Source organism: Flavobacterium rarum (SeqCode), assembly GCF_965234445.1.
Taxonomy (GTDB): domain Bacteria; phylum Bacteroidota; class Bacteroidia; order Flavobacteriales; family Flavobacteriaceae; genus Flavobacterium; species Flavobacterium rarum.
Genome location: NZ_OZ248503.1, coordinates 1 through 20,617, shown reverse-complemented (window position 1 = coordinate 20,617; position 20,617 = coordinate 1). Strand labels below are relative to the sequence as shown.

18 protein-coding genes are annotated in these 20,617 nt (G+C 32.9%); all 18 read left to right on the top strand.

The features are described 5' to 3' along the window. Positions 1 to 2: 2 nt before the first annotated feature. A complete protein-coding gene (locus AC8GF4_RS13830; RefSeq protein WP_506595491.1) occupies positions 3 to 1,025 on the top strand; it encodes a glycosyltransferase in 1,023 nt (340 codons plus the stop codon). Beyond that, positions 1,022 to 1,852 carry an FkbM family methyltransferase gene (locus AC8GF4_RS13825; RefSeq protein WP_506595490.1) on the top strand — a complete coding sequence of 277 codons (831 nt, stop codon included), beginning with the start codon at positions 1,022 to 1,024 and terminating at the stop codon, positions 1,850 to 1,852. The genes AC8GF4_RS13830 and AC8GF4_RS13825 overlap by 4 nt, the downstream gene beginning before the upstream one ends. Further along, the gene (locus tag AC8GF4_RS13820; RefSeq protein ID WP_506595489.1) at positions 1,853 to 2,887 is read left to right on the top strand and encodes a glycosyltransferase family 2 protein; all 1,035 of its coding nucleotides are present in this window, start codon (positions 1,853 to 1,855) and stop codon (positions 2,885 to 2,887) included. It abuts the gene before it with no gap. Then, entirely contained in the window at positions 2,847 to 3,929 is a 1,083-nt protein-coding gene (locus AC8GF4_RS13815) for a glycosyltransferase family 2 protein (protein ID WP_506595488.1), read from the top strand. The genes AC8GF4_RS13820 and AC8GF4_RS13815 overlap by 41 nt, the downstream gene beginning before the upstream one ends. A 1-nt stretch (position 3,930) precedes the next feature. Continuing rightward, entirely contained in the window at positions 3,931 to 5,022 is a 1,092-nt protein-coding gene (locus tag AC8GF4_RS13810; protein ID WP_506595486.1) for a glycosyltransferase family 4 protein, read from the top strand. Continuing rightward, complete coding sequence (locus tag AC8GF4_RS13805; RefSeq protein ID WP_506595485.1) at positions 5,023 to 5,751, top strand: acylneuraminate cytidylyltransferase family protein; 729 nt, start codon at positions 5,023 to 5,025, stop codon at positions 5,749 to 5,751. It begins immediately after the preceding gene. Between the two features lie 191 nt (positions 5,752 to 5,942). After that, positions 5,943 to 6,983, top strand: coding sequence for an N-acetylneuraminate synthase (gene neuB / locus AC8GF4_RS13800; protein ID WP_506595483.1), 1,041 nt, complete (start codon positions 5,943 to 5,945; stop codon positions 6,981 to 6,983). 67 nt (positions 6,984 to 7,050) lie between these two features. Then, positions 7,051 to 8,172: a UDP-N-acetylglucosamine 2-epimerase gene (gene neuC, locus AC8GF4_RS13795; protein WP_506595482.1), complete on the top strand. Its 1,122-nt coding sequence runs from the start codon at positions 7,051 to 7,053 to the stop codon at positions 8,170 to 8,172. Beyond that, entirely contained in the window at positions 8,172 to 9,572 is a 1,401-nt protein-coding gene (locus AC8GF4_RS13790) for a UDP-glycosyltransferase (protein ID WP_506595481.1), read from the top strand. The genes neuC and AC8GF4_RS13790 overlap by 1 nt, the downstream gene beginning before the upstream one ends. A gap of 47 nt (positions 9,573 to 9,619) precedes the next feature. After that, positions 9,620 to 11,053: an MBOAT family O-acyltransferase gene (locus AC8GF4_RS13785; RefSeq protein ID WP_506595480.1), complete on the top strand. Its 1,434-nt coding sequence runs from the start codon at positions 9,620 to 9,622 to the stop codon at positions 11,051 to 11,053. After that, the gene (locus AC8GF4_RS13780) at positions 11,053 to 11,934 is read left to right on the top strand and encodes a hypothetical protein (protein WP_506595479.1); all 882 of its coding nucleotides are present in this window, start codon (positions 11,053 to 11,055) and stop codon (positions 11,932 to 11,934) included. Before AC8GF4_RS13785 ends, AC8GF4_RS13780 begins: the two co-directional genes overlap by 1 nt. Before the next feature lie 4 nt (positions 11,935 to 11,938). Beyond that, positions 11,939 to 13,084: a glycosyltransferase family 4 protein gene (locus AC8GF4_RS13775; protein WP_506595478.1), complete on the top strand. Its 1,146-nt coding sequence runs from the start codon at positions 11,939 to 11,941 to the stop codon at positions 13,082 to 13,084. 2 nt (positions 13,085 to 13,086) lie between these two features. Beyond that, entirely contained in the window at positions 13,087 to 14,628 is a 1,542-nt protein-coding gene (locus AC8GF4_RS13770) for a glycosyltransferase family 2 protein (RefSeq protein ID WP_506595476.1), read from the top strand. Positions 14,629 to 14,630: 2 nt separating this feature from the next. Beyond that, positions 14,631 to 15,641, top strand: coding sequence for a glycosyltransferase family 2 protein (locus AC8GF4_RS13765; protein ID WP_506595475.1), 1,011 nt, complete (start codon positions 14,631 to 14,633; stop codon positions 15,639 to 15,641). Further along, positions 15,628 to 16,434, top strand: a complete 807-nt coding sequence (locus AC8GF4_RS13760; RefSeq protein WP_506595474.1) for a class I SAM-dependent methyltransferase — start codon at positions 15,628 to 15,630, stop codon at positions 16,432 to 16,434. Before AC8GF4_RS13765 ends, AC8GF4_RS13760 begins: the two co-directional genes overlap by 14 nt. A gap of 57 nt (positions 16,435 to 16,491) precedes the next feature. Further along, positions 16,492 to 17,610, top strand: coding sequence for a glycosyltransferase family 4 protein (locus AC8GF4_RS13755; RefSeq protein WP_506595472.1), 1,119 nt, complete (start codon positions 16,492 to 16,494; stop codon positions 17,608 to 17,610). Next, positions 17,607 to 18,680: a glycosyltransferase family 4 protein gene (locus tag AC8GF4_RS13750; protein WP_506595471.1), complete on the top strand. Its 1,074-nt coding sequence runs from the start codon at positions 17,607 to 17,609 to the stop codon at positions 18,678 to 18,680. The genes AC8GF4_RS13755 and AC8GF4_RS13750 overlap by 4 nt, the downstream gene beginning before the upstream one ends. Before the next feature lies 1 nt (position 18,681). Next, positions 18,682 to 20,034: an O-antigen ligase family protein gene (locus tag AC8GF4_RS13745; RefSeq protein ID WP_506595469.1), complete on the top strand. Its 1,353-nt coding sequence runs from the start codon at positions 18,682 to 18,684 to the stop codon at positions 20,032 to 20,034. Positions 20,035 to 20,617 lie beyond the last annotated feature (583 nt).

Sequence of the window (20,617 nt, the reverse complement as noted above, 5' to 3'; positions counted from 1 at the left end):
TTATGCGAGTAGGTTCCAATCCATACAAAGATAAAATTCAACCTGTATCTGATTATTTTCATCAGGTTATTATTCCTGTTTATATCCCCAATCAAGAGGGCTATTTTAAAGATAGTTTTGAAATATTGACACTTTGTTTGGATTCATTATTTAAAACAATCCACAGTAAAACATTCGTTACGATTGTCAATAATGGAAGTTGTATAGAAGTTGTAGATTATCTGAATAATTTGTTTCTTAAAAATATAATACAGGAAGTAATTCATACTACTAATATTGGAAAACTTAACGCCATTTTAAAAGGAATTTCGGGAAATAATTTTCCTTTGATTACAATTTCGGACTCCGATGTACTTTTCCTGAATGGATGGCAAGAGGCCAGTTATTCTGTTTTTGAAGCTTTTCCAAAAGCAGGAGCTGTTTGCCCTACACCATCTTCACGTTCTTTGAGAACTTATACTGCCAATGTGTATTGGGATTTATTTTTCTCGAATAAAGTGAAATGTACCCAAGTAGTAAATCCAGATGCATTACAAATGTTTGGATTAAGTGTAGGGGACGTCAATTTTTATAATCTGGTTCAACTAAAAAAATATTTGACCGTAACTAATGCAGATAAGAAAGCGGTTGTAGGTGCTGGACATTTTGTTTGTACTTATAGAGCAGAAGTCTTCAATGATTTAAAAAGTAGATTTACAAAATACAAATTAGGAGGTAATAGTGAAGGACAATTTTTGGATATTCCCGTTGTAAAAAAAGGCTTTTGGCGATTGTCAACTGCAGATAATTATGCCTACCACATGGGGAATGTTATTGAAGATTGGATGTTTGATACAGTTTCTAGATTAGAGTTTAATGATAATGTAAGTAATTTTAAATTAAAATCGATTCGACCAAGTTCTAAATTGGCTTATTTTATGAAAAGCAGATTGTTTGCCAAATTAATCTTGAACAAAAAAATAATGCGGTATTTTTTAATATGGAAGGGGTTTACAAAACAAGAAGTCAAAAAGTATTTGAAATGATTAACAAGCAATTTAACATGTTTACCAAAATAATTAGTTTCATATTTTTATTTATTTTCTCAAGTAGTTTTCGTAAAATTTATTTTTTCAAAAAAAACATTGTTAAAAGACAGAACTACAATTTTCAACATCAAACGGAAGGGAGTTTTTGTATAAAATTTTCAAATGGTTTAAATGTAATTTGTAGGGATTCTACATATAGTGATTACCAGGTTTTTAATCAAATATTTGTTGAAAAAGAATATAAGTTCATATCAGATTTTATGAGATTTCATAGAGTTGAATTTCCCATTATTATTGATTGTGGGGCTAATGTAGGATATACTTCATTGTTTTTTTTTAAAGCATTTTACCCCGCAAAAATATTTGCGATTGAGCCATCTACAGAAAATTGTGCGATGATAAAAAGTAATATTGCTTTAAATAATTATGAAGATAATTTTGAATTAATGTGTTATGGGATTCATTCAGTTGACGGCAAGTTTTTGGATTTAAATAATGATTTTAGAGACGGCAAAGATTGGGCTTTTACGACAAGTCCAACAAATAAAGTCACAAGTTTAAAAGCAATTACAATTGATAAAATTATTAAAGATTATAATCTTGTTTTTGTAGATTTTATTAAGATGGATATTGAAGGTGCAGAACAATTTGTATTTGAATCTATTGAAAGTTGCTCTTTTCTTAAAGTAACCAAAATAATTTCGATTGAGGTTCATGAAGAGTTTGTTTTAAAATCTAAAATTGAAAATATTTTAGAGTACTATAATTTTATGACACTTGAATGTGGAGAATTAACAATTGGTATTAATAAGAACTTTTTTTAAATGGATAAGCCATTAATTACAGTAGTGATACCCGTATACAATGTGGAGCTTTTTATTGACCAAACTTTAATTAGTATTTTGGATCAGAGTTTTGTAAATTATGAATGTCTTTTTATAGATGATAAATCTACAGATAATACTGTTAAGATTATTCGAAGTTACAATGATCCAAGAATCAAAGTTATATTAAAAAAAAAAAACACTGGATATACAGATAGTTTAAATTATGGAATTAAAATAGCAAAAGGGGAGTTTATTGCGCGAATGGATGGTGACGATATTATGGATAAGTATAGATTTGAAAAACAAATTGATTTTCTTAAAAAAAATCCAGAGGTAGGAGTTTGCGGTTCTAATTATATTGTATTTCCAAGTGATAAGTATAAAATATTAAAGCAGTCTCATAAAGATATTTTGACCAGTTTGTTCTTTGAATGTGAAGTCGCGCATCCATCTGTTATGATTAGGAAATCAGTTTTAAGTCCTGAGGATAATTATGAAATTAATAAAGAGCCAGCTGAGGATTATAATTTATGGACAAAATTGATACTAAAAACCAAATTTCACAATATACAAGAACCTCTTTTGTTTTATCGAGTTCATCATAATCAAGTGTCAAAAATTAAGAAATCATTGCAAATTGAGAGTGCTTTCGAAGCAAGATTCTTTTTATGGAATTATTTTTTGAAGTCGAATCAAATAAGTTTTGATTTTTTTAAGGATATTTTTAATGACAATTATACGGGCTCTTTGTTTAATTTACAGAAACAGCTAGAAAGTTTGAAGTTGATAGAAATGGAAATATTAGAATCTGACGAATTAAATATTGAAATTTTAAAAAGAAGAATTTATGATCTAAAAAAATTCAAAGTCAGAGGGTATTTTTTTAAAAACAAATCGATGAGTATTTCTCAAATCCCTATTTTACTATTTAAATATCGCAGCTTTTTTTCTTTTTTGGATTTTATAAAAATAACGTATACTACTATAAGATATGACAGAGCCAATAGTGATAATATTCACATTTCGAAATAGGGATCAAAGTAGAGTTGAAAATTGTTTTCAATCTTTATTAGAACAAACCAATTTAAATTTCAGAGTAGAATTTGTAGATTATGGTTCAAAACAAAATATTGCTGAACAAATTAAGTCGGTGGTTGAAAAGTTTAGCTTTACTAATTATAATTTTTTGCCTTATTTGAACCAACCTTGGAATAAATCTAGGGCATTAAATTATATTATAAAAAGTGTAAAAGAGTCTTATTTTTTAGTTGCAGATATTGATATGGTTTTTCATCCTGAATTTGTTGAAAAATTACATAAATTAAAAAACGAGTCTCAAATTACATTTTTTAAAGTTGGGTATTTATCAAAAAGCGAGAGTGCTGTAAGTAAAAGTTTTGATTTGTATTCAATAAAGTTAAATTCAAAAATTGATGCAAAAGGTATATCATTGTTTCCTACTAATTTGGTAAAAAACATCAATGGTTTTGATGAGTTTTTTCATTTTTGGGGAGCCGAGGATGTAGATATTCATTTTAGATTGGTAAATAATGGTTTTACTTCAATTTGGTATGATAAAGAAATATTATTGCTTCATCAATGGCATCCATCCTATATGATGCGACAAAGGAATAAATTGACAAAAGAACTACAAGTAGAAAACATAATAAGAATTAATCATGAACATTTGAAATTTAATTTGACAAGTTTATCAAATGTTAATTCTAATTCATGGGGAGAAGTTTATTCTCAGGATGATTTTGCAAATTTAAGTTCTTATTCAATTTCTGCAATTTTTGGAACTGAGAAGGAAGTTGTAGATCATTTTTTATATGGGTATTTACATTCTTTTTCCAATCAAATTATTGCTGTTCGTTTCAAAAGTAATGAAGTCAGTAAATTAAGGAATTTTGTAAAAAAATGTTTAGGCAGAAAAGTGATTACTCATTATTCATTGAAACAAATAAATGATAAGATTCTACTTCATTTAATTTCATATTATAGAAATAATTTATACACTTTAGAAATTGCAGATAATTTTGAATGGATTGATTTAAAACTAAAAATTAACTAAAATGCCAAAAGTAATTCTACTATCACAAGTTGCCCTGCCTTTTTCTGAAATTGGCAGTTGGACTACTTTATACAAAAATTATCTGCAAGGCGACCATTCTATAGATTATATTGTTTGTCCTGAGCCAGAAGAAAAATGGGGTACAGTGAGTTATAGTTTTGTTGTAAATGACAATTTCACTAAGATAAAGCAAAAATGGACAAAAAACCCCTATTTGGGCTATCTCAAAGCCCTTGAAAGGATTATGGTTTCCAATGAAAAGTATATTATTCAAATTGTGGATAATTTTGGGATAGTCAAACCATTGGTGGCTTTTTTGAACCAAAAAGGGATGCGAACCAATTGTTATCTTCAATTTTTTTATCATGGATTTGCCCCTTTTTACGGTAATTTTGAAAGCAGATGGTTTTATGAGAACATTCAGGAAATGGTCTTGTTGACTCACGATTCGTATAAAGTTCACAAAGAACTTTATACCGTTTTGCCCACCCGTTTTTCGGTATTGCACAATGGGATTGATACGGGCAATTTTTTTTCGCTTTCACAAAAGAACAAGTTGACTTTAAAAAGCACGATGGGAGTAAGTGATAAAACTGTATTTGTATGGTGTGCTCAAGATCGTCCCAAAAAGGGGCTACATCTTTTGCTGGATGCCTGGAAAAGGGTGAATGAAAAAAGGCAAGATATCGTTTTATGGGTGATTGGTAGTGAAGCGAAATCTGCTCAAGACGGAGTAGTGTATTTAGGACTAATTCCCAATAAAGAATTGGCTGCTTATTTTCAAGCTTCAGATTGCTATTTATTTCCCACGCTTTGGCATGAAGGATTTGGTCTCAGTTTGATTGAGGCCCTGCACTGTGGGAATTATTGTATAGCTTCTGCTTTAGGCGGTGTCTCTGAAGTATTACAATATGGTAAATTTGGAAGATTGATTGAAAACCCACATTTTGTATCGGAATGGGAAGGGGCAGTTGAGGAGTTTTTAAAGAAACCGTCATTCTTTGAGAAGATTCCAGAAAATTTATATAGTTCTGAAAGTTGGAATCATGGTATGAATAGTATTATAGATAATGCTAAATACAGTATGCAATAAATGAAAAACATTGCAATCATTCCTGCCCGTGGCGGTTCAAAACGCATTCCAGAAAAGAACATTCAATTGTTTGGAGGTATGCCATTATTGGTGCATTCGATACAGTATGCTTTGGCAAATAACGAAATTATTGATGATGTGTATGTTTCTACTGATGATGATGAAATAAAAAAAATAGCAATAGAAAACGGAGCTAAGGTGATCGATCGACCAGCTACTATTTCTGGAGATTTGGAGCCGACAGTTTCGGCATTGAAACATGTTTTAGAGTCTCTTGGATCTGATGTTGAGAATGTTTTTTTACTGCAACCTACAAATCCTCTTCGACCAGATAATTTGCTAAAAGAAGCTTTTGAGATCTATAAAAAAGGTAAATATGACAGCCTTTTTACCGTTACCAGAAATCATCAGAAATTCGGAAAAATAATTGAAAATAAATTTCAACCCTTTAATTATACTATTGGGCAACGTAGTCAGGATCTTGAACCTTTGTTTTTTGAAAACGGACTGTTGTACATTACAAAAGCTTCTTTGATATTACCTCTCGATTTAGCCTGTCCAGAGCGAAGTCGAGGGGCTCTAGCTGACAGCAAAATTATCTCAGAAAATGCTTTTCCATTCGAAGTAAACCATATTTTTGCAAATGTTGATATCGATACGAAAGAAGATATGGAATATGCAGAGTATTTGTTAAGAAAACACACCCCCAGCCCCTATAACTCCATTTAATATTTTATAAAGGAGTCGTTTAATCTTCGATTTCAAGAGGGGAGTTAGGAGTGCAAATAATGAACTGAACGGTATATAGAAATGACATATAAAACCTTAAATTTGAATGTTAGCAGTGACATATTCCCCTCTTGAGAGGGGTTAGGGGTGTGTTTTGTGATTTGACAGAGGTTTAAAGTAAAAATTAAAAAATGAAACCATATATAGAAATTGCAGGAAGAAAAATAGGCCCCGATTATCCACCATTAGTAATTGCTGAAATAGGTATTAATCACGAAGGCTCTTTGCAAGTAGCCAAAGAAATGGTCGACGCTGCTCATAGAGCAGGTGTTGAGGTAGTGAAACACCAAACCCATATTGTGGAAGACGAAATGTCTGGAGCTGCCAAAAAAGTAATTCCAGGCAATGCTGATGTTTCCATATACGAAATCATGGAACGCTGTTCGTTGAATGAAGCAGATGAATGGGAATTGAAAAACTACGTTGAGAGTAAAGGTATGATTTTTATCTCAACCCCTTTCTCTCGTGCCGCTGCCGAACGACTGAAAAAGTTTGATATACCTGCTTATAAAATCGGATCGGGAGAATGTAATAATTATCCGTTACTGGAACATATTGCTTCGTTTGGGAAACCTGTTATTTTGAGCACGGGAATGAATACCATTGAAAGTATTCGCAAAGCGGTGGCCATTTTTGACAAACATAAAGTTCCTGTTGCATTATTACATACCACTAATTTATATCCAACACCCATACATTTGGTGCGTTTTGGAGCAATGATGGAAATGCACAATGCCTTCCCCGATAAAGTATTTGGATTGAGTGACCATACGTTGAATAACAATGCTTGTCTGGGGGCAGTGGCTTTGGGAGCGAGTATTTTGGAACGTCATTTTACGGATCATATGCAACGTACTGGTCCGGATATTGTGTGCAGTATGGATGAGCAAACCACCAAAGAACTGATTGTAAGTTCAAATGAAATTTGGCAAATGCGCGGTGGTGTCAAAGAGCCTGCAACAGAAGAACAAGTGACTATCGATTTTGCTTTTGCCACCGTTTGTGCAATAGATGATATAAAAAAAGGAGAACTATTCACGAAAGAAAATATTTGGGTGAAACGCCCCGGAACAGGGAAGATTCTGGCTGAACATTTTGATTCTATTTTGGGTAAAAAAGCGACTCGAGAAATTGATAATGATGTTCAGTTGACTTGGGATGATATTGAATAATTCATGTCTAGTTAACCCTTTCAGAGTTCGAAACTCTGAAAGGGTTGGTTGATTATAAAAAAAATAAATGAAAAAAATCGTATTTCTAACGGGTACTCGAGCCGATTTTGGTAAAATAAAATCATTGATTTCAATTTTGGAAGATCAACCTGAATTTGAGGTTTTTGTGGCGGTAACGGGTATGCATTTACAGGAAGAATATGGTTATACTTTGTTGGAAATTCAACGTTGTGGGTATAAAAATATACACACTTTTCATAATCATACCAATGAAACCACTATGGATTTGACTTTGGCCAAAACCATCGAAGGACTTTCTAGTTATGTAAAAACGGTGAAGCCAGATTTAATTCTCGTACACGGGGATCGTGTAGAGACTTTGGCAGGAGCCATAGTTGGGTCTTTGAATAATATTTTGGTAGCCCATATTGAAGGTGGAGAAGTATCGGGAACGGTAGATGAATTGATTCGGCATAGTGTAAGTAAATTGAGTCATATTCATTTTGTTTCAAACACGGAAGCGGCCAAAAGGCTTAAACAAATGGGAGAAATCGCAGCATCTATTTTTACAATTGGTTCGCCAGATATTGACGTGATGTTTTCAGATCAACTTCCAGACTTAATTGTTGCCAAAGAATATTATCAATTGTTTTTTGAAAACTATGCAATAGTCATGTTCCATCCTGTTACTACCGAAATAAAGGAAATGGAGGACTATGCAACTCATTTTGTCAATGCATTATTGGCGGACAGACATAATTATATTGTTGTTTTTCCCAATAACGATTTAGGAAGCAAAACGATCTTGGCAGCTTATGAGCGATTAAAAGGCAATTCGAGATTCCGAATTTTTCCTTCCCTGAGATTCGAATATTTTTTAACATTATTAAAAAACAGTCAATTCATTATAGGGAATAGTAGTGCCGGAATTCGAGAAGCTCCGTATTATGGTATTCCTATTATCAATATTGGTACACGCCAACAAAACAGAGCCGTACACGCTGATATTATTAATGTCGATTATAATGAAAAAAACATTTCTGAAGCCTTAAGGATAATCGATTCACATCAAGTACAACAATCAGATGATGATTTTGGGCAAGGTAATAGTGCCGAATTATTTCTAGAATCGCTTCAAAAAGAAGCCTTTTGGAAAATGAATCATCAAAAACAGTTTAGAGACAGATAATGCAAAACAATAAAATAGTCATCCTTTTACCCGACGGAATTGGTCTTCGTAATTTTGCGTATTCCGATTTTCAGGCTATTGGAGTACAAGAAAATTTCGAAGTTGTTTTTTGGAACAATACTCCGTTTGATTTAGCCCAACTGGGTTTTAAAGAGATCAAAATTCAAAATTCAAAATCACATCCGCTGACGGAGACCTATAAAAATGCCCGTAAACAAATAGAATTAAACCTTAATATCCGAAGAACCAAGGATGCTGTTTATAATACGTATCGATTCCCTTTTTCGTATGCTACAACTATAAAAGCGATAAAAAGCGGTGTGACGCAGTTGTTGTCATTTACCCATTCTTCAAAATACGGATTACTACGTATTCGAAAAAAGATTAAAGAAGAAGAGCACAAAACCATGTATTACCACCAATGTTTGGAAACGCTGCAAAAAGAAAAACCAGCGCTGGTTTTTTGCACCAATCAGAGGCCCATGACGGCAATTGCACCAATACTAGCAGCACAAGAATTGGGTATACCTACGGCTACATTCATTTTTTCTTGGGATAATTTGCCCAAGGCGACTATGGTGGTAGAAACTGATTATTATTTTGTCTGGAGTGATTTAATGAAAAAAGAATTACTCTTTTATTATTCCTATATAAAAGAAGAACAAATTTTTGTTACTGGGACTCCGCAATTTGAATCTCATTTTGACACGAATAAGTTGCTCTCTAAAGAAATTTTTTTTAAGCAGAACGATTTAGATTTGGATAAAAAATATATTTGTTATTCGGGTGACGATGTAACGACCTGTCCCGATGATCCGAAATATCTCGAAGATGTTGCTAAGGCTATTCGAGAATTAAACAAAAAAGAGCATTCATTGGGTATTATTTTTCGACGCTGTCCTGTTGATTTTTCAAATCGATATGATGCCGTTTTAGAAAACTATAAAGATGTAATCATGCCAATTGCTCCACTTTGGAAAAAAACAGGAGATGGTTGGAATACTGTTTTACCTACTCAAGCTGATATCGATATACAAATGAATACTATAGCGCATACGGAGTTAGTGGTTAATTTAGGTTCTTCAATGGTATTTGATTATGTGTCTCACAATAAAGCTTGTGCCTTTATCAATTATGATGTTGCTACTAAAAAAATCAAAAATTGGTCGGTAAAAAAAATATATGATTATGTTCATTTTCGATCTATGCCTAACAACAATGTTGTTTTGTGGATAGATAGTCCAGAAGCCATTGCAGGAATAATAGAAAAAGCAATTACAACAAATTCTTTGGTTATAGAAAATGCACAAGAATGGTTTCAAATTATCAATCAACATCCTCCACAAGAAGCTTCGATACGTATTTGGAAAGGAATTAAAACCATCATTTCTAAAGAATAATCCTTTTCTTTGCGTATAAATTAGAATACAATTTTTTAAAATCAATTATGTTTTTCAATTCCCTGGCTTTTGCCATTTTTTTGCCCATAGTGTTTTTCTTGTATTGGTTTGTTTTTAATAAAACAAAAAGCACTCAAAATGCGCTCCTTATCGTTGCCAGTTATTATTTTTATTCCTGTTGGGATTGGCGGTTTTTGTTTTTGTTGGTTTTCTCTACATTTCTAGATTATTATACCGGGATTCAAATTGAGAAAAGTGCCAACGAGAAAGGACGAAAATTTTGGTTTTGGCTGAGTATCATAATTAATTTAGGATTCTTAGGGATTTTTAAATACTATAACTTTTTCTCTGCTTCGTTTGCACAAATGTTGACTTCTGTTGGGTTCAAGGCGAGTCCTATTTTACTGGATGTCATATTACCAGTTGGAATTTCATTTTATACATTTCACGGATTATCCTATGTGATCGATATTTATTATAAACGAATTAAAGCCGAATATAATTTTGTCGATTATTCGTTGTTTGTGAGTTATTTTCCGTTATTGGTGGCGGGTCCTATTGAGAGAGCAACTCATTTATTACCTCAGGTTAAAGTTAAAAGAGAATTTAATTTGGCTCAAGCCAAAGAAGGAATCTGTCAAATTATATGGGGATTGGTCAAGAAAGTGGTTATTGCCGATACTTGTGCGACGTATGCCAATGCTATTTTTGATAATTACACGGCAATGAATTCTTTGTCATTGATTTTGGGAGGAGTGTATTTTGCGTTTCAAATTTATGGTGACTTTTCAGGATATTCGGATATGGCATTAGGGATGTCAAAACTGTTTGGATTGGATTTATTGCGAAATTTCAATTACCCTTATTTTTCAAGAGATATTGCTGAGTTTTGGAGACGCTGGCACATTTCATTATCTTCTTGGTTTCGCGATTATCTCTACATTCCGTTGGGAGGAAGCAAAGGGTCTAAAGCCATGCAGGTTCGGAACGTCTTTGTTATATTTGTGGTAAGCGGTTTTTGGCATGGTGCCAATTGGACCTATCTGGCTTGGGGATTTATCAATGCAGTTTATTTTCTACCTCTTTTGTTATTGAACAGAAACCGGAGCAATATTGATGAAATTCAATTAAAATGGAATTGGGATTCGGTTAGAACAGTAGTAAGTATTGTTACGACATTTGTTTTAAGCACTATTGCCTGGGTGTTTTTTAGAGCCAAGACCATAACGGATGCTTGTTTGTATTTGAAACGAATAGTAGTAAACAGAGAGTTTGCCAGTCAATATCTTCTAAACGAGCGGTACAATTATGAATTAGTGTTGATGGTCGGTTTGTTTGTTCTAGTCGAATGGAACAATAGAACCAAAGTCGAACCTATTTCAGGGAAATACAATACGGTAAAGTTGGCTTTGGCTATAATAGCTATTCTCGCTTTTGGAACTTATTCGGATTACAAAGAATTTATATATTTTCAATTCTAATGCAAAAGTTTATACTATATATTTTAAAAATACTGATCCTAACGATGGTGATCGCTATCGCTTTAGATTTTATATACACTGCTGTTTATCTTCAATCGAACAATCGAGGGAAAATCGATCATGTTTATAATTCCAAAAACGAAAATTATGATGTTATTATTTTAGGTTCTTCCAGAGCCAATAACCATTTTGTTGCCCAAATGTTTGAAGACAAAGGGCTGAAAGCCTTTAATTATGGTATGAGTGGAGGCCATTTGTTTGAAGCTTCTTTGCTTTTGAAATTAATGGTAGAAAGGGATTATAAAATTAAAAATTTAATTCTTGAGACTGATTTGAATTTGTCAAATGAGCATCAGGCTGAAGGAATTTCAGCAAAGTTTTTACCCTATTTACATAATTCAGAAACTATAGCGACCCATTTTAAGCTGGAGAATGATTTTCGGGAGTTGTATTACATCCCTTTTTATCGATATATAAAATTAGGGACCGTAATTGGTTTTCGAGAAATGTTTTTTCAAGCGATACATAAAAAAACTTCACATTTAGATAATTTGGGTTATTACCCTTTAGGTAAGAAACCAAATGCTAATATGAAAAACAATATTACCAATTTGAAGCCTTTAAAACACAATAAATACTACGAAGAAATTAAACGAATCTGCAAGGCTAATAAAATTAACCTGATAGCTGTAATGACGCCAATGTGCGAAAACACAAAAGGGATTAATTATTTTGACAAAGTTCAAAAGCTATATCCCGAAATTCACAATTATGAAAATGTGGTTATAGAAGACAAATATTTTTCGTCTTGCGGGCACATGAATGACACAGGTGCGAGATTGTTTACTGCCCAAATTATAAAGGATTTTTTTAATAAATAAAAAGATGCACATCGCTTTTTTAACTTCCGAATACCCACATGAGCGAGTGCAACATGCTGCAGGAATTGGTACGAGTATAAAGAACTTGGTTGTGGCCTTGGTTAAAGAAGGCGTAACGGTTTCTGTTTTTGTTTATGGACAAGAAGAGCTGGCTATTCTTTATGAAGAAGGCGTGAAAATTCATTTGATAAAAGCACAGAAATTTAAAATATTGGGTTGGTATCTGCATCGGAAATATATTCAAAACTACATAAATAAATACATTGTTTCCGAGAGAATTGATTTAGTAGAGGCACCCGATTGGACAGGAATTACTGCTTTTATGAATCTAAAAGCGCCATTAGTGATTCGTTTTCACGGGAGTGATACTTATTTTTGTCATTTGGAACAAAGAAAGCAAAAACTTAAGAATTTTTGGTTTGAAAAACTAGCTATCAATAATGCTCAAGCTTTTATTGCACCTACCCGTTTTGCAGGAGAACTGTCAAAAAAGCTTTTTGGTATTAAAAATAAAAAAATTGAAACTATTCATCATGGATTGGAGTTGAATCAATTTAGTAACACCAATCCTTCGGTTTATGAAAAAGGTTTGATTTTATATATTGGCACCATAATTCGAAAAAAGGGAGTGTTGGAATTACCAACAATTTTTAATAAAGTAAAAAGAAAATATCCCAAGGCACGTTTGGTCTTAATAGGAAGTGACTCGTGTGATATTCAGACAAAATCCAAAAGTACATGGGAATTAGTGGAGCAACAATTTCAAGAAGACGATTTAAAACATGTTTCTTATTTAGGTAAAATACCGTATCAAGAAATACAAGAATATATAAAAAAAGCCCACGTCTGTGTTTTTTCTACCTTTGCTGAAACTTTAGGGATGGTTACTATTGAATCTATGGCATTGCAAAAGCCGGTAGTCAATAGTAATATTGGTTGGGCACAAGAATTGATTGTTGAGGGCGAAAGCGGGTATTTGGTGCATCCGAAACAGCACGATGAGTTTGCCAATAAAATACTTGGTTTGCTAAACGATGAGAATTTATGTGGCATCATTGGGAGTGCAGCAAGAATGAGAGTAGAGACTGTTTTTGATATTGAAAAAACGGTAAAACAAAATGTTGATTTTTATAAAACGTTAATAGGTTAATTTTGATTGTAGTTTATCATAATAACAAGTCCATTACTAGAATCGAATTTATTGGAAGTAAAACAGTACTCTTTGATCGAAAAAAGAATATTGCTTATGGACTGATGCAATTAGCGATTCAGTTTCCAGAGGAAACGTTGGTTTGGTGTCATGAAGATTTTGAGCAGCAAATTAATCTGAATGCCATTTCAGTAATACTACATCATCAAAAAATGATGCTATCCTATGACCCAAGTGAATCCAATTATTTGGGAAGTAAAATAGGTTATGTAGAAGAATCGCCCTTTATAAAAGTAAACAAAAAAGTGACCTATCCTACTTGGCAAATGAGCAGTAAGGTAGGGGTAATTCACGCTATTGTTTTACTCGCCTTTAAAAGTAAAATAAAGGTAGATTCTGATTTTGATTATTATCTGAGTTCAATTGCCAAAGTTGGTATGCCTTTAGGGTTATTGTGTTATTCAGAACCTAAATTACTGATTAAAACTACCATTTTAGGAACATCCACAACATCTGTTTTTACTCTTTTTAAGTTTGTAAAACAGCATTACAAAACACGTTGGATATTTTTATTGTTATTGAATTTATTGGTGTACGAGTTTCGATTTCCATTTGTAGCTTTTATTTATGCTTTGATTTTTAAAGACAGAAACAAATTGTCGATTTCTTTAGATAGCATTGTCGTTCAATCTAATCGGAATGTGGTAAAAAAGGCAACAATAGATGTTATTATTCCAACGATTGGCAGAAAAAAGTATCTGTATGATGTGTTACAAGATTTGGCTAAGCAGACCCATTTACCTACAAACGTGATTATTGTAGAGCAGAATCCACAGAAGGATAGTGTTTCTGAATTGGATTATTTGCTTTCAGAGAAATGGCCGTTTGCCATTAAACATACCTTTACCCATCAGGCAGGAGCTTGTAATGCCAGAAATTTGGCATTGAGTCAAGTAGAAAGTGAGTGGGTTTTTATGGCTGATGATGATATCCGAATTGATTTTGATTTTATTGAAAAAGGATTTGCGGTAGCTACTTCGTTTGGAATTGATGCAATTACTTTTGGATGCTATGAGGCCAATTATCAAAAAACCAGTAAATTAAATTATAATATGCAATGGAGTTCATTTGGATCAGGATGCAGTATTGTAAAAATAAATGAAATTGAGAATTTAAGATACAATAAAGCACTTGAGTTTGGATACGGAGAAGATACCGATTATGGACTTCAGTTAAGAAATAAAGGAAAAGATATAGTATTTGCCCCAATTCCAGAGTTGCTACACTTAAAAGCGTCAATCGGAGGTTTTCGTACGAAACCCAAGTTACAATGGCAGGAAGATACAATCCAGCCTAAACCATCACCTACCGTTTTATTGTATAAGTTATTACACCAAACAAAAGAGCAAGTCTTAGGTTATAAAACGACTTTGTTCTTTAAATTCTACCAACATCAAAGTGTCAAAAATCCATTTCGATATTTTGCCAATTATAGAAAGCAATGGAAACAAAGTATGTATTGGGCTAATGAATTAAATAAATAATCATGAAGTTTTCCCTAATCATCTGTACCTACATGCGCCCCAAACCGTTGCTCCAATTGTTGCAATCGGTAAGGGAACAATCATTATATCCAGATGAAATTTTAATTGTCGATGGTTCTAGCAATAATGAAACGCAACAAATTTTCAGTGTTCCGATTTTTACTAATCTAAATTATTTTCTGGTTTCAAAGGAGGATCGAGGTTTGACTATACAGCGTAATTTTGGAATTGCGCATGTTGGATCGGATATGGATGTAGTTTGTTTTTTGGATGATGATACCGTTTTAGAGAGTGATTATTTTGAGCAAATACTAAACACCTACAAAGTGTATCCAAATGCATTAGGAGTAGGTGGTTATATTCACAATGAAATGAAATGGGAATGTGTCGGATTAAATTATCAGCCTAAAATAAAGGAGTTTTATTTTGATGGATGGAAAAGAAAAGACGGAAGCCGCTTTGTTTTAAGGAAAAAATTAGGATTAGATAGTGATTGTCCACCAGGATTTTCTTCTTTATTTTCACACGGTAGAAGCGTTGGTTTTCTACCTCCAAGTGACAAAATCTATGAAGTCGAACAATTAATGGGAGGAGTTTCTTCTTTTAAAAAAAAGGTGTTTGATACTTTTCAATTTTCCACCTATTTTGAAGGCTATGGTTTGTACGAAGATGCCGATTTTTGCTTGAGAGTTGCCAAAACAGGTAAGCTGTATCTCAATACGAAAGCAAAATTGAACCATTACCATGAAGCTTCTGGTCGCCCCAATCAATACCAGTATGGAAAAATGGTGGTTCGAAATGGATGGTATGTGTGGAGGGTTAAAAATCCAACTCCCAATGCAGCGGATTTCTTAAAATGGCATGCTATTACTTTACTTTTGACATTTATTCGTTATTTTAATGTAATTACAACGAACCAAAAAAAGGAAGCTTTAACCGAAGGGTTTGGTAGGACGATTGGCTGGTGGAGTTTGATTTTTAGTAAACCAAATAAAAAAAATGAAAACAACTGAATCAATTTTAGAAACAAATATTAAGCAAGCTGAATTTTATAATACCAAAAAGAAAAATTATGCTACGCGTATTTGGTCCAAATTCAGAAATGGAATTTTGAATAAGATAAAAAAAGCAGTTGGAGTTCAAGACCAAGCTTACTTATTACATAAAGAATGGTTTGGGGATTTAAGTTCCAAGAAAGTATTGGATTTAGGTTGTTTTTCTGGGAATTATTGGTCCATGTATTTAGCAGAACATTCTAAGGAATATTTAGGAATTGACTTGAGCGATATAGCTATTTCAAAACTGAATGAACGTTTAGTTTGTTATCCAAATGCAAGCGCTAAAACTATTGATTTTCTTTCTGCAGAGTTTCTAGAGAAAGATTACGATTTAATTTATGCTTATGGAGTTTTGCATCATTTTCAAAACACACAAATTCTGATCAATAAGCTCAACGAAAAATTAGCTCCAAATGGTCAGATAATTAGTTATGATCCTTTAGAAACTAGTCTACCTATAAAAATAATACGAACATTGTATCGTCCATTCCAGTCGGATGCCGCATGGGAGTGGCCTTTTAGTAAAAAAACATTTTATCAATTTCAGTCTGCTTTTACTATTGTTGAAAAGAGAGGGCTTCTTGGTAAATCAAAATGGATGGCGTTAATTTCAATACTACCAATTTCAGATTTAAGCAAAAATAAAATTGGACATAATTGGCATAAAGAGGATTGGGATAATTCTAAGACTTCAGAATCTGTTTTGTTTAGCTGTATGCATTTAACTATGTTGATGCAGAAAAAATAATATTAGTTCTATAAATTATTGAATAATGATGTTTCCAAAATATAATAGAAGCTTCAAATGAAATTTGCCATAATAACCCATGTACCACATATAAAGTATAAAAAAAAATATTTTGCTTATGCTCCTTATGTGCTTGAAATGAATCTTTGGGGAGAATATACAGATGAATTAATTATTGTAGCCCCAATTCAAAATGGAGAGGTGACAACTATTGATAGCGCTTATAAACAAAAGGAAATCCTGTTTTTGACTATTGATTCAATTAGTTTGTTGGGGTTGAAGGAAATTTGGAATGCAATTACAAAAACGCCAAAAATTAGTTGGCAAATTTTTAAAGCAATGAATCAAGCCGATCATATCCATTTACGCTGTCCTGGCAATATTGGTTTACTAGGCTGTTTGGTTCAAATTTTATTTCCTAATAAGCCCAAAACAGCAAAATACGCCGGTAATTGGGATCCGAAAGCGAAACAACCTTGGAGTTACCGTTTACAGAAATGGATTTTGAGCAACACCTTCCTAACCAGAAATATGCAGGTTTTGGTTTATGGCGAATGGGATGGGAGTACGAAGAATATTAAACCTTTTTTTACCGCTACCTATTCAGAAGCCGATAAAGTACCGCTTAAAACATTGGATTTAAAGGGAACAATCCATTTTGTTTTTGTTGGGACTTTGGTTAAGGGAAAAAATCCTTTGTATGCAATTCAATTGGTAGAAGGATTATACAGAAAAGGGTATGATGTGTCTTTGAATTTGTTTGGAGAAGGCGTAGAACGTAAAGTTTTGGAAAAGTATATTGCTTCAAATCATTTGGATAATTTTATAAAACTAAACGGAAACCAGAATCAAGAAACCTTAAAAAAAGCGTGCCAAGAGAGCCATTTTGTGCTATTAGCATCCAAAAGTGAAGGTTGGCCAAAAGCACTGGCGGAGGGTATGTTTTGGGGTTGTGTTCCTGTGGCTACTCCTGTTTCTTGCGTTCCTTATATGCTTGATTATGGTGAAAGAGGTTTGTTGTTGCACATGAACCTGGAACAAGATATTCAACAATTGGAAACACTACTTACCAATGAAAGTGACTTTAAATCTAAAAGAGAAAAAGCATCCCATTGGTCACGCAACTATACCTTGGATGTTTTTGAAGGAGAAATAAAAAAAATGCTTGAACAATGAGAATTATTCAAATCATAGATTCTCTAGAAGCTGGGGGAGCCGAGCGTGTAGCCGTAAATTATGCCAATACATTGGTTGATGAAATAGAATTTTCAGGGCTTGTTGCCACAAGACAGGAAGGCGCTTTGTTAAATCAAATCAACCCAAGAGTCTCGTATTTTTTTTTGAATAAGAAAAGACAACTTGATTTTGGTGCTCTTTTTAGACTACGCTCTTTTGTAATAAAAAACAAAGTGACTCATATTCACGCCCATAGTACTTCTTTTTTTTTAGCTTTTTTGCTAAAACTAAGTCATCCTTCTCTAAAAATTATTTGGCATGATCATTATGGGAATAATGAATTTTTGGCAACAAGACCTAGTTTTGTATTGAAATTGACTGCTCCCTTTTTTAAAGGGGTTATTGCGGTAAATCAAAACCTTAAAAATTGGTCTGAGAAAAAATTAAAAGCTACAAATGTCATTTATTTACCCAATTTTCCTGTAAAAGAAATTGATATTGTTGAACATACTATCTTAAAAGGTTTTGATGGTAAACGAATTGTATCTTTGGCTAATTTGAGAGCACAAAAAAATCATTTTTTGATAATAGAAATTGCAAAAAAAATGAAAAAATCCCATCCCGATTGGACCTTTCATTTGGTTGGAAAAGATTTTGAAGATGCCTATTCCAGACAAATTTCAGAAGAAATTAATAAGTATGATTTAGATAATAATGTGTTTCTTTACGGCTCAAAAAAAGATATAACAGCTATTTTAGGGCAATCGGATATCGGTATTTTGACATCGATATCCGAGGGTTTGCCACTAGCACTTTTGGAATATGGGTTGAATCAAAAGGCTACTGTTGTTACTAATGTTGGAGAAATACCTATGATTATTAAAAATAAAAAAAATGGGGTACTAGTTGATTCTAATAATGTTGATTTGTTTTATAATGCAATAGTTGAATTGGCAGAGAATAAAGCAGTACGAATGGAATATGGTAAAGCCCTTTATACTACCATACAAAACGAATATTCCTCGAAAAGTGTACTGAAAATATATTTAGATTGGTTGAAAAAACAGTAAAATGAAGAAAGAGGAGTTGTCTTATTTATATTTAATCCTATTTCATGCTTTTATTGGCGTGTTGGTTTATGTTTTACCATTTGTTTCAAAAATATACACACTAGTAATTCTTGTTTTTGGCATTTATTTTATTATAAAAAATAAGAACAAAAATAATGAAGCTCTTATAATGTCAGCTTACGTAGTTAGTGTTGAGGTTTTGTTGCGTATGACTGACGGAATGATTTTGAATGAGTTCGGAAAGTATTCAATTATGACATTTATGTTTCTTGGAATGATTTATTCTGGATTTTCGAACAAAGCAATTTTGTTTTGGCTTTTTCTATTATTACTTGTTCCGAGTATTGTATTGTCTACCGTTTCATTAGATTTTGAGACTGATATTCGAAAAGCGATTGCTTTTAATATTTCTGGCCCCATTTGTTTGGGTATTTCTTCTATTTATTGTTACCAACGAAAAATCAGCTTCGATAGATTATTAGGAGTTATTACCGCATTCTCTTTGCCGTTGGTTGCTATTGTGGTCTATTTGTTTTTGTACACACCTAGTGTGAGAGATGTAGTTACTGGGACTCAGTCCAATTTTGAAACGTCGGGAGGATTTGGACCGAATCAAGTATCTACTATTCTAGGATTGGGTATTTTTATCTTTTTTGTTCAATTACTTTTAAATTCAAAAAACAAATTACTACAATTGTTAAATGCTGGATTGGTTCTGGTTTTTGCTTTTAGAGGAATCGTTACTTTTTCGAGAGGAGGCGTATATACAGGAATTGTGATGATTCTTTTATTAATTCTGATATTGTATTTTCAAGCAAATTTTAATACAAAACCTAAAATAGGATTGATTATTATTTTCTCCTTTCTGGCGGGATTAGGTGTTTGGGGTTACAGTTCATTACAAACGGGCGGATTAATTAACAAACGTTATGCCAATCAAGATGCAAGAGGGCGAGAGAAAAAAAGCCAATTAACCGGAAGAGAAACACTCATCGCCTCCGAGTTGCAAATGTTTATGGACAATCCCATTTTAGGAGTAGGTGTGGGAAGAAACAAAGAGATTCGGGAAAAAGAAACTGGTATAGTATCGGCTTCACATAATGAAATTACACGAATGTTGGCAGAACACGGCTCGCTTGGTTTAATAAATTTAATGATTCTTTTTTTTACTCCTATATTTTTATTCATAAATAATAAGCAAAATATATTGGCGTTATCCTTTTTGGCATTTTGGTTATTAACGATCAATCATGCGGCTATGCGACTGGCAGCACCCGCTTTTGTTTATGCACTTTCCTTGTTAAAAGTTTATACAATTGAAAAAGCCGTAATTCCAAAACAAAAACAAGAATGAAGATAGCTCCCGATAGCTATCTTATCGAGTGGACACATCTAAAATGGAACTCAGACTCCGATAGCTATCCTATCGTGTGGACACAACTCCAAAATTTGGGCGTTGAATAAAGCAATTTATTATAGTAATTCCTCTGGCAACGGTTTGATTATACCATAGCCAACGGTTTCAACCGTTGGAGACAATATTAGGGGAAATTCAATGTCTAAAAAAAAATGTTTATCGATACGATACCCACGGTTAAAACCGCGGGCTATGTTAGAATTGCTGATAAAACTAGATCTTATAAAATTGATTTGTTAAGAATACGTAAAAAAAAGGGCTAATATTTGTATCCACACGATAGGATAGCTCCTATGTTTGCAAAGTTAAAAATTTCAGAAATGGAATGATTAAATTTGTAGAAATAAAGTAAGAAGAATGAGAGTACACCGATGGCTAAATAACTCAAGAAGTATATTGTTCGATAGAAACCACCTCATTCTTTTTTATTTTTTAGAGTCTGAACAGAATGTAAGGAATTATGCTAGTCGTAATATCCAGAATATCCAACCAGGAGAAAAGACGAAGGGAGATTCTTTAC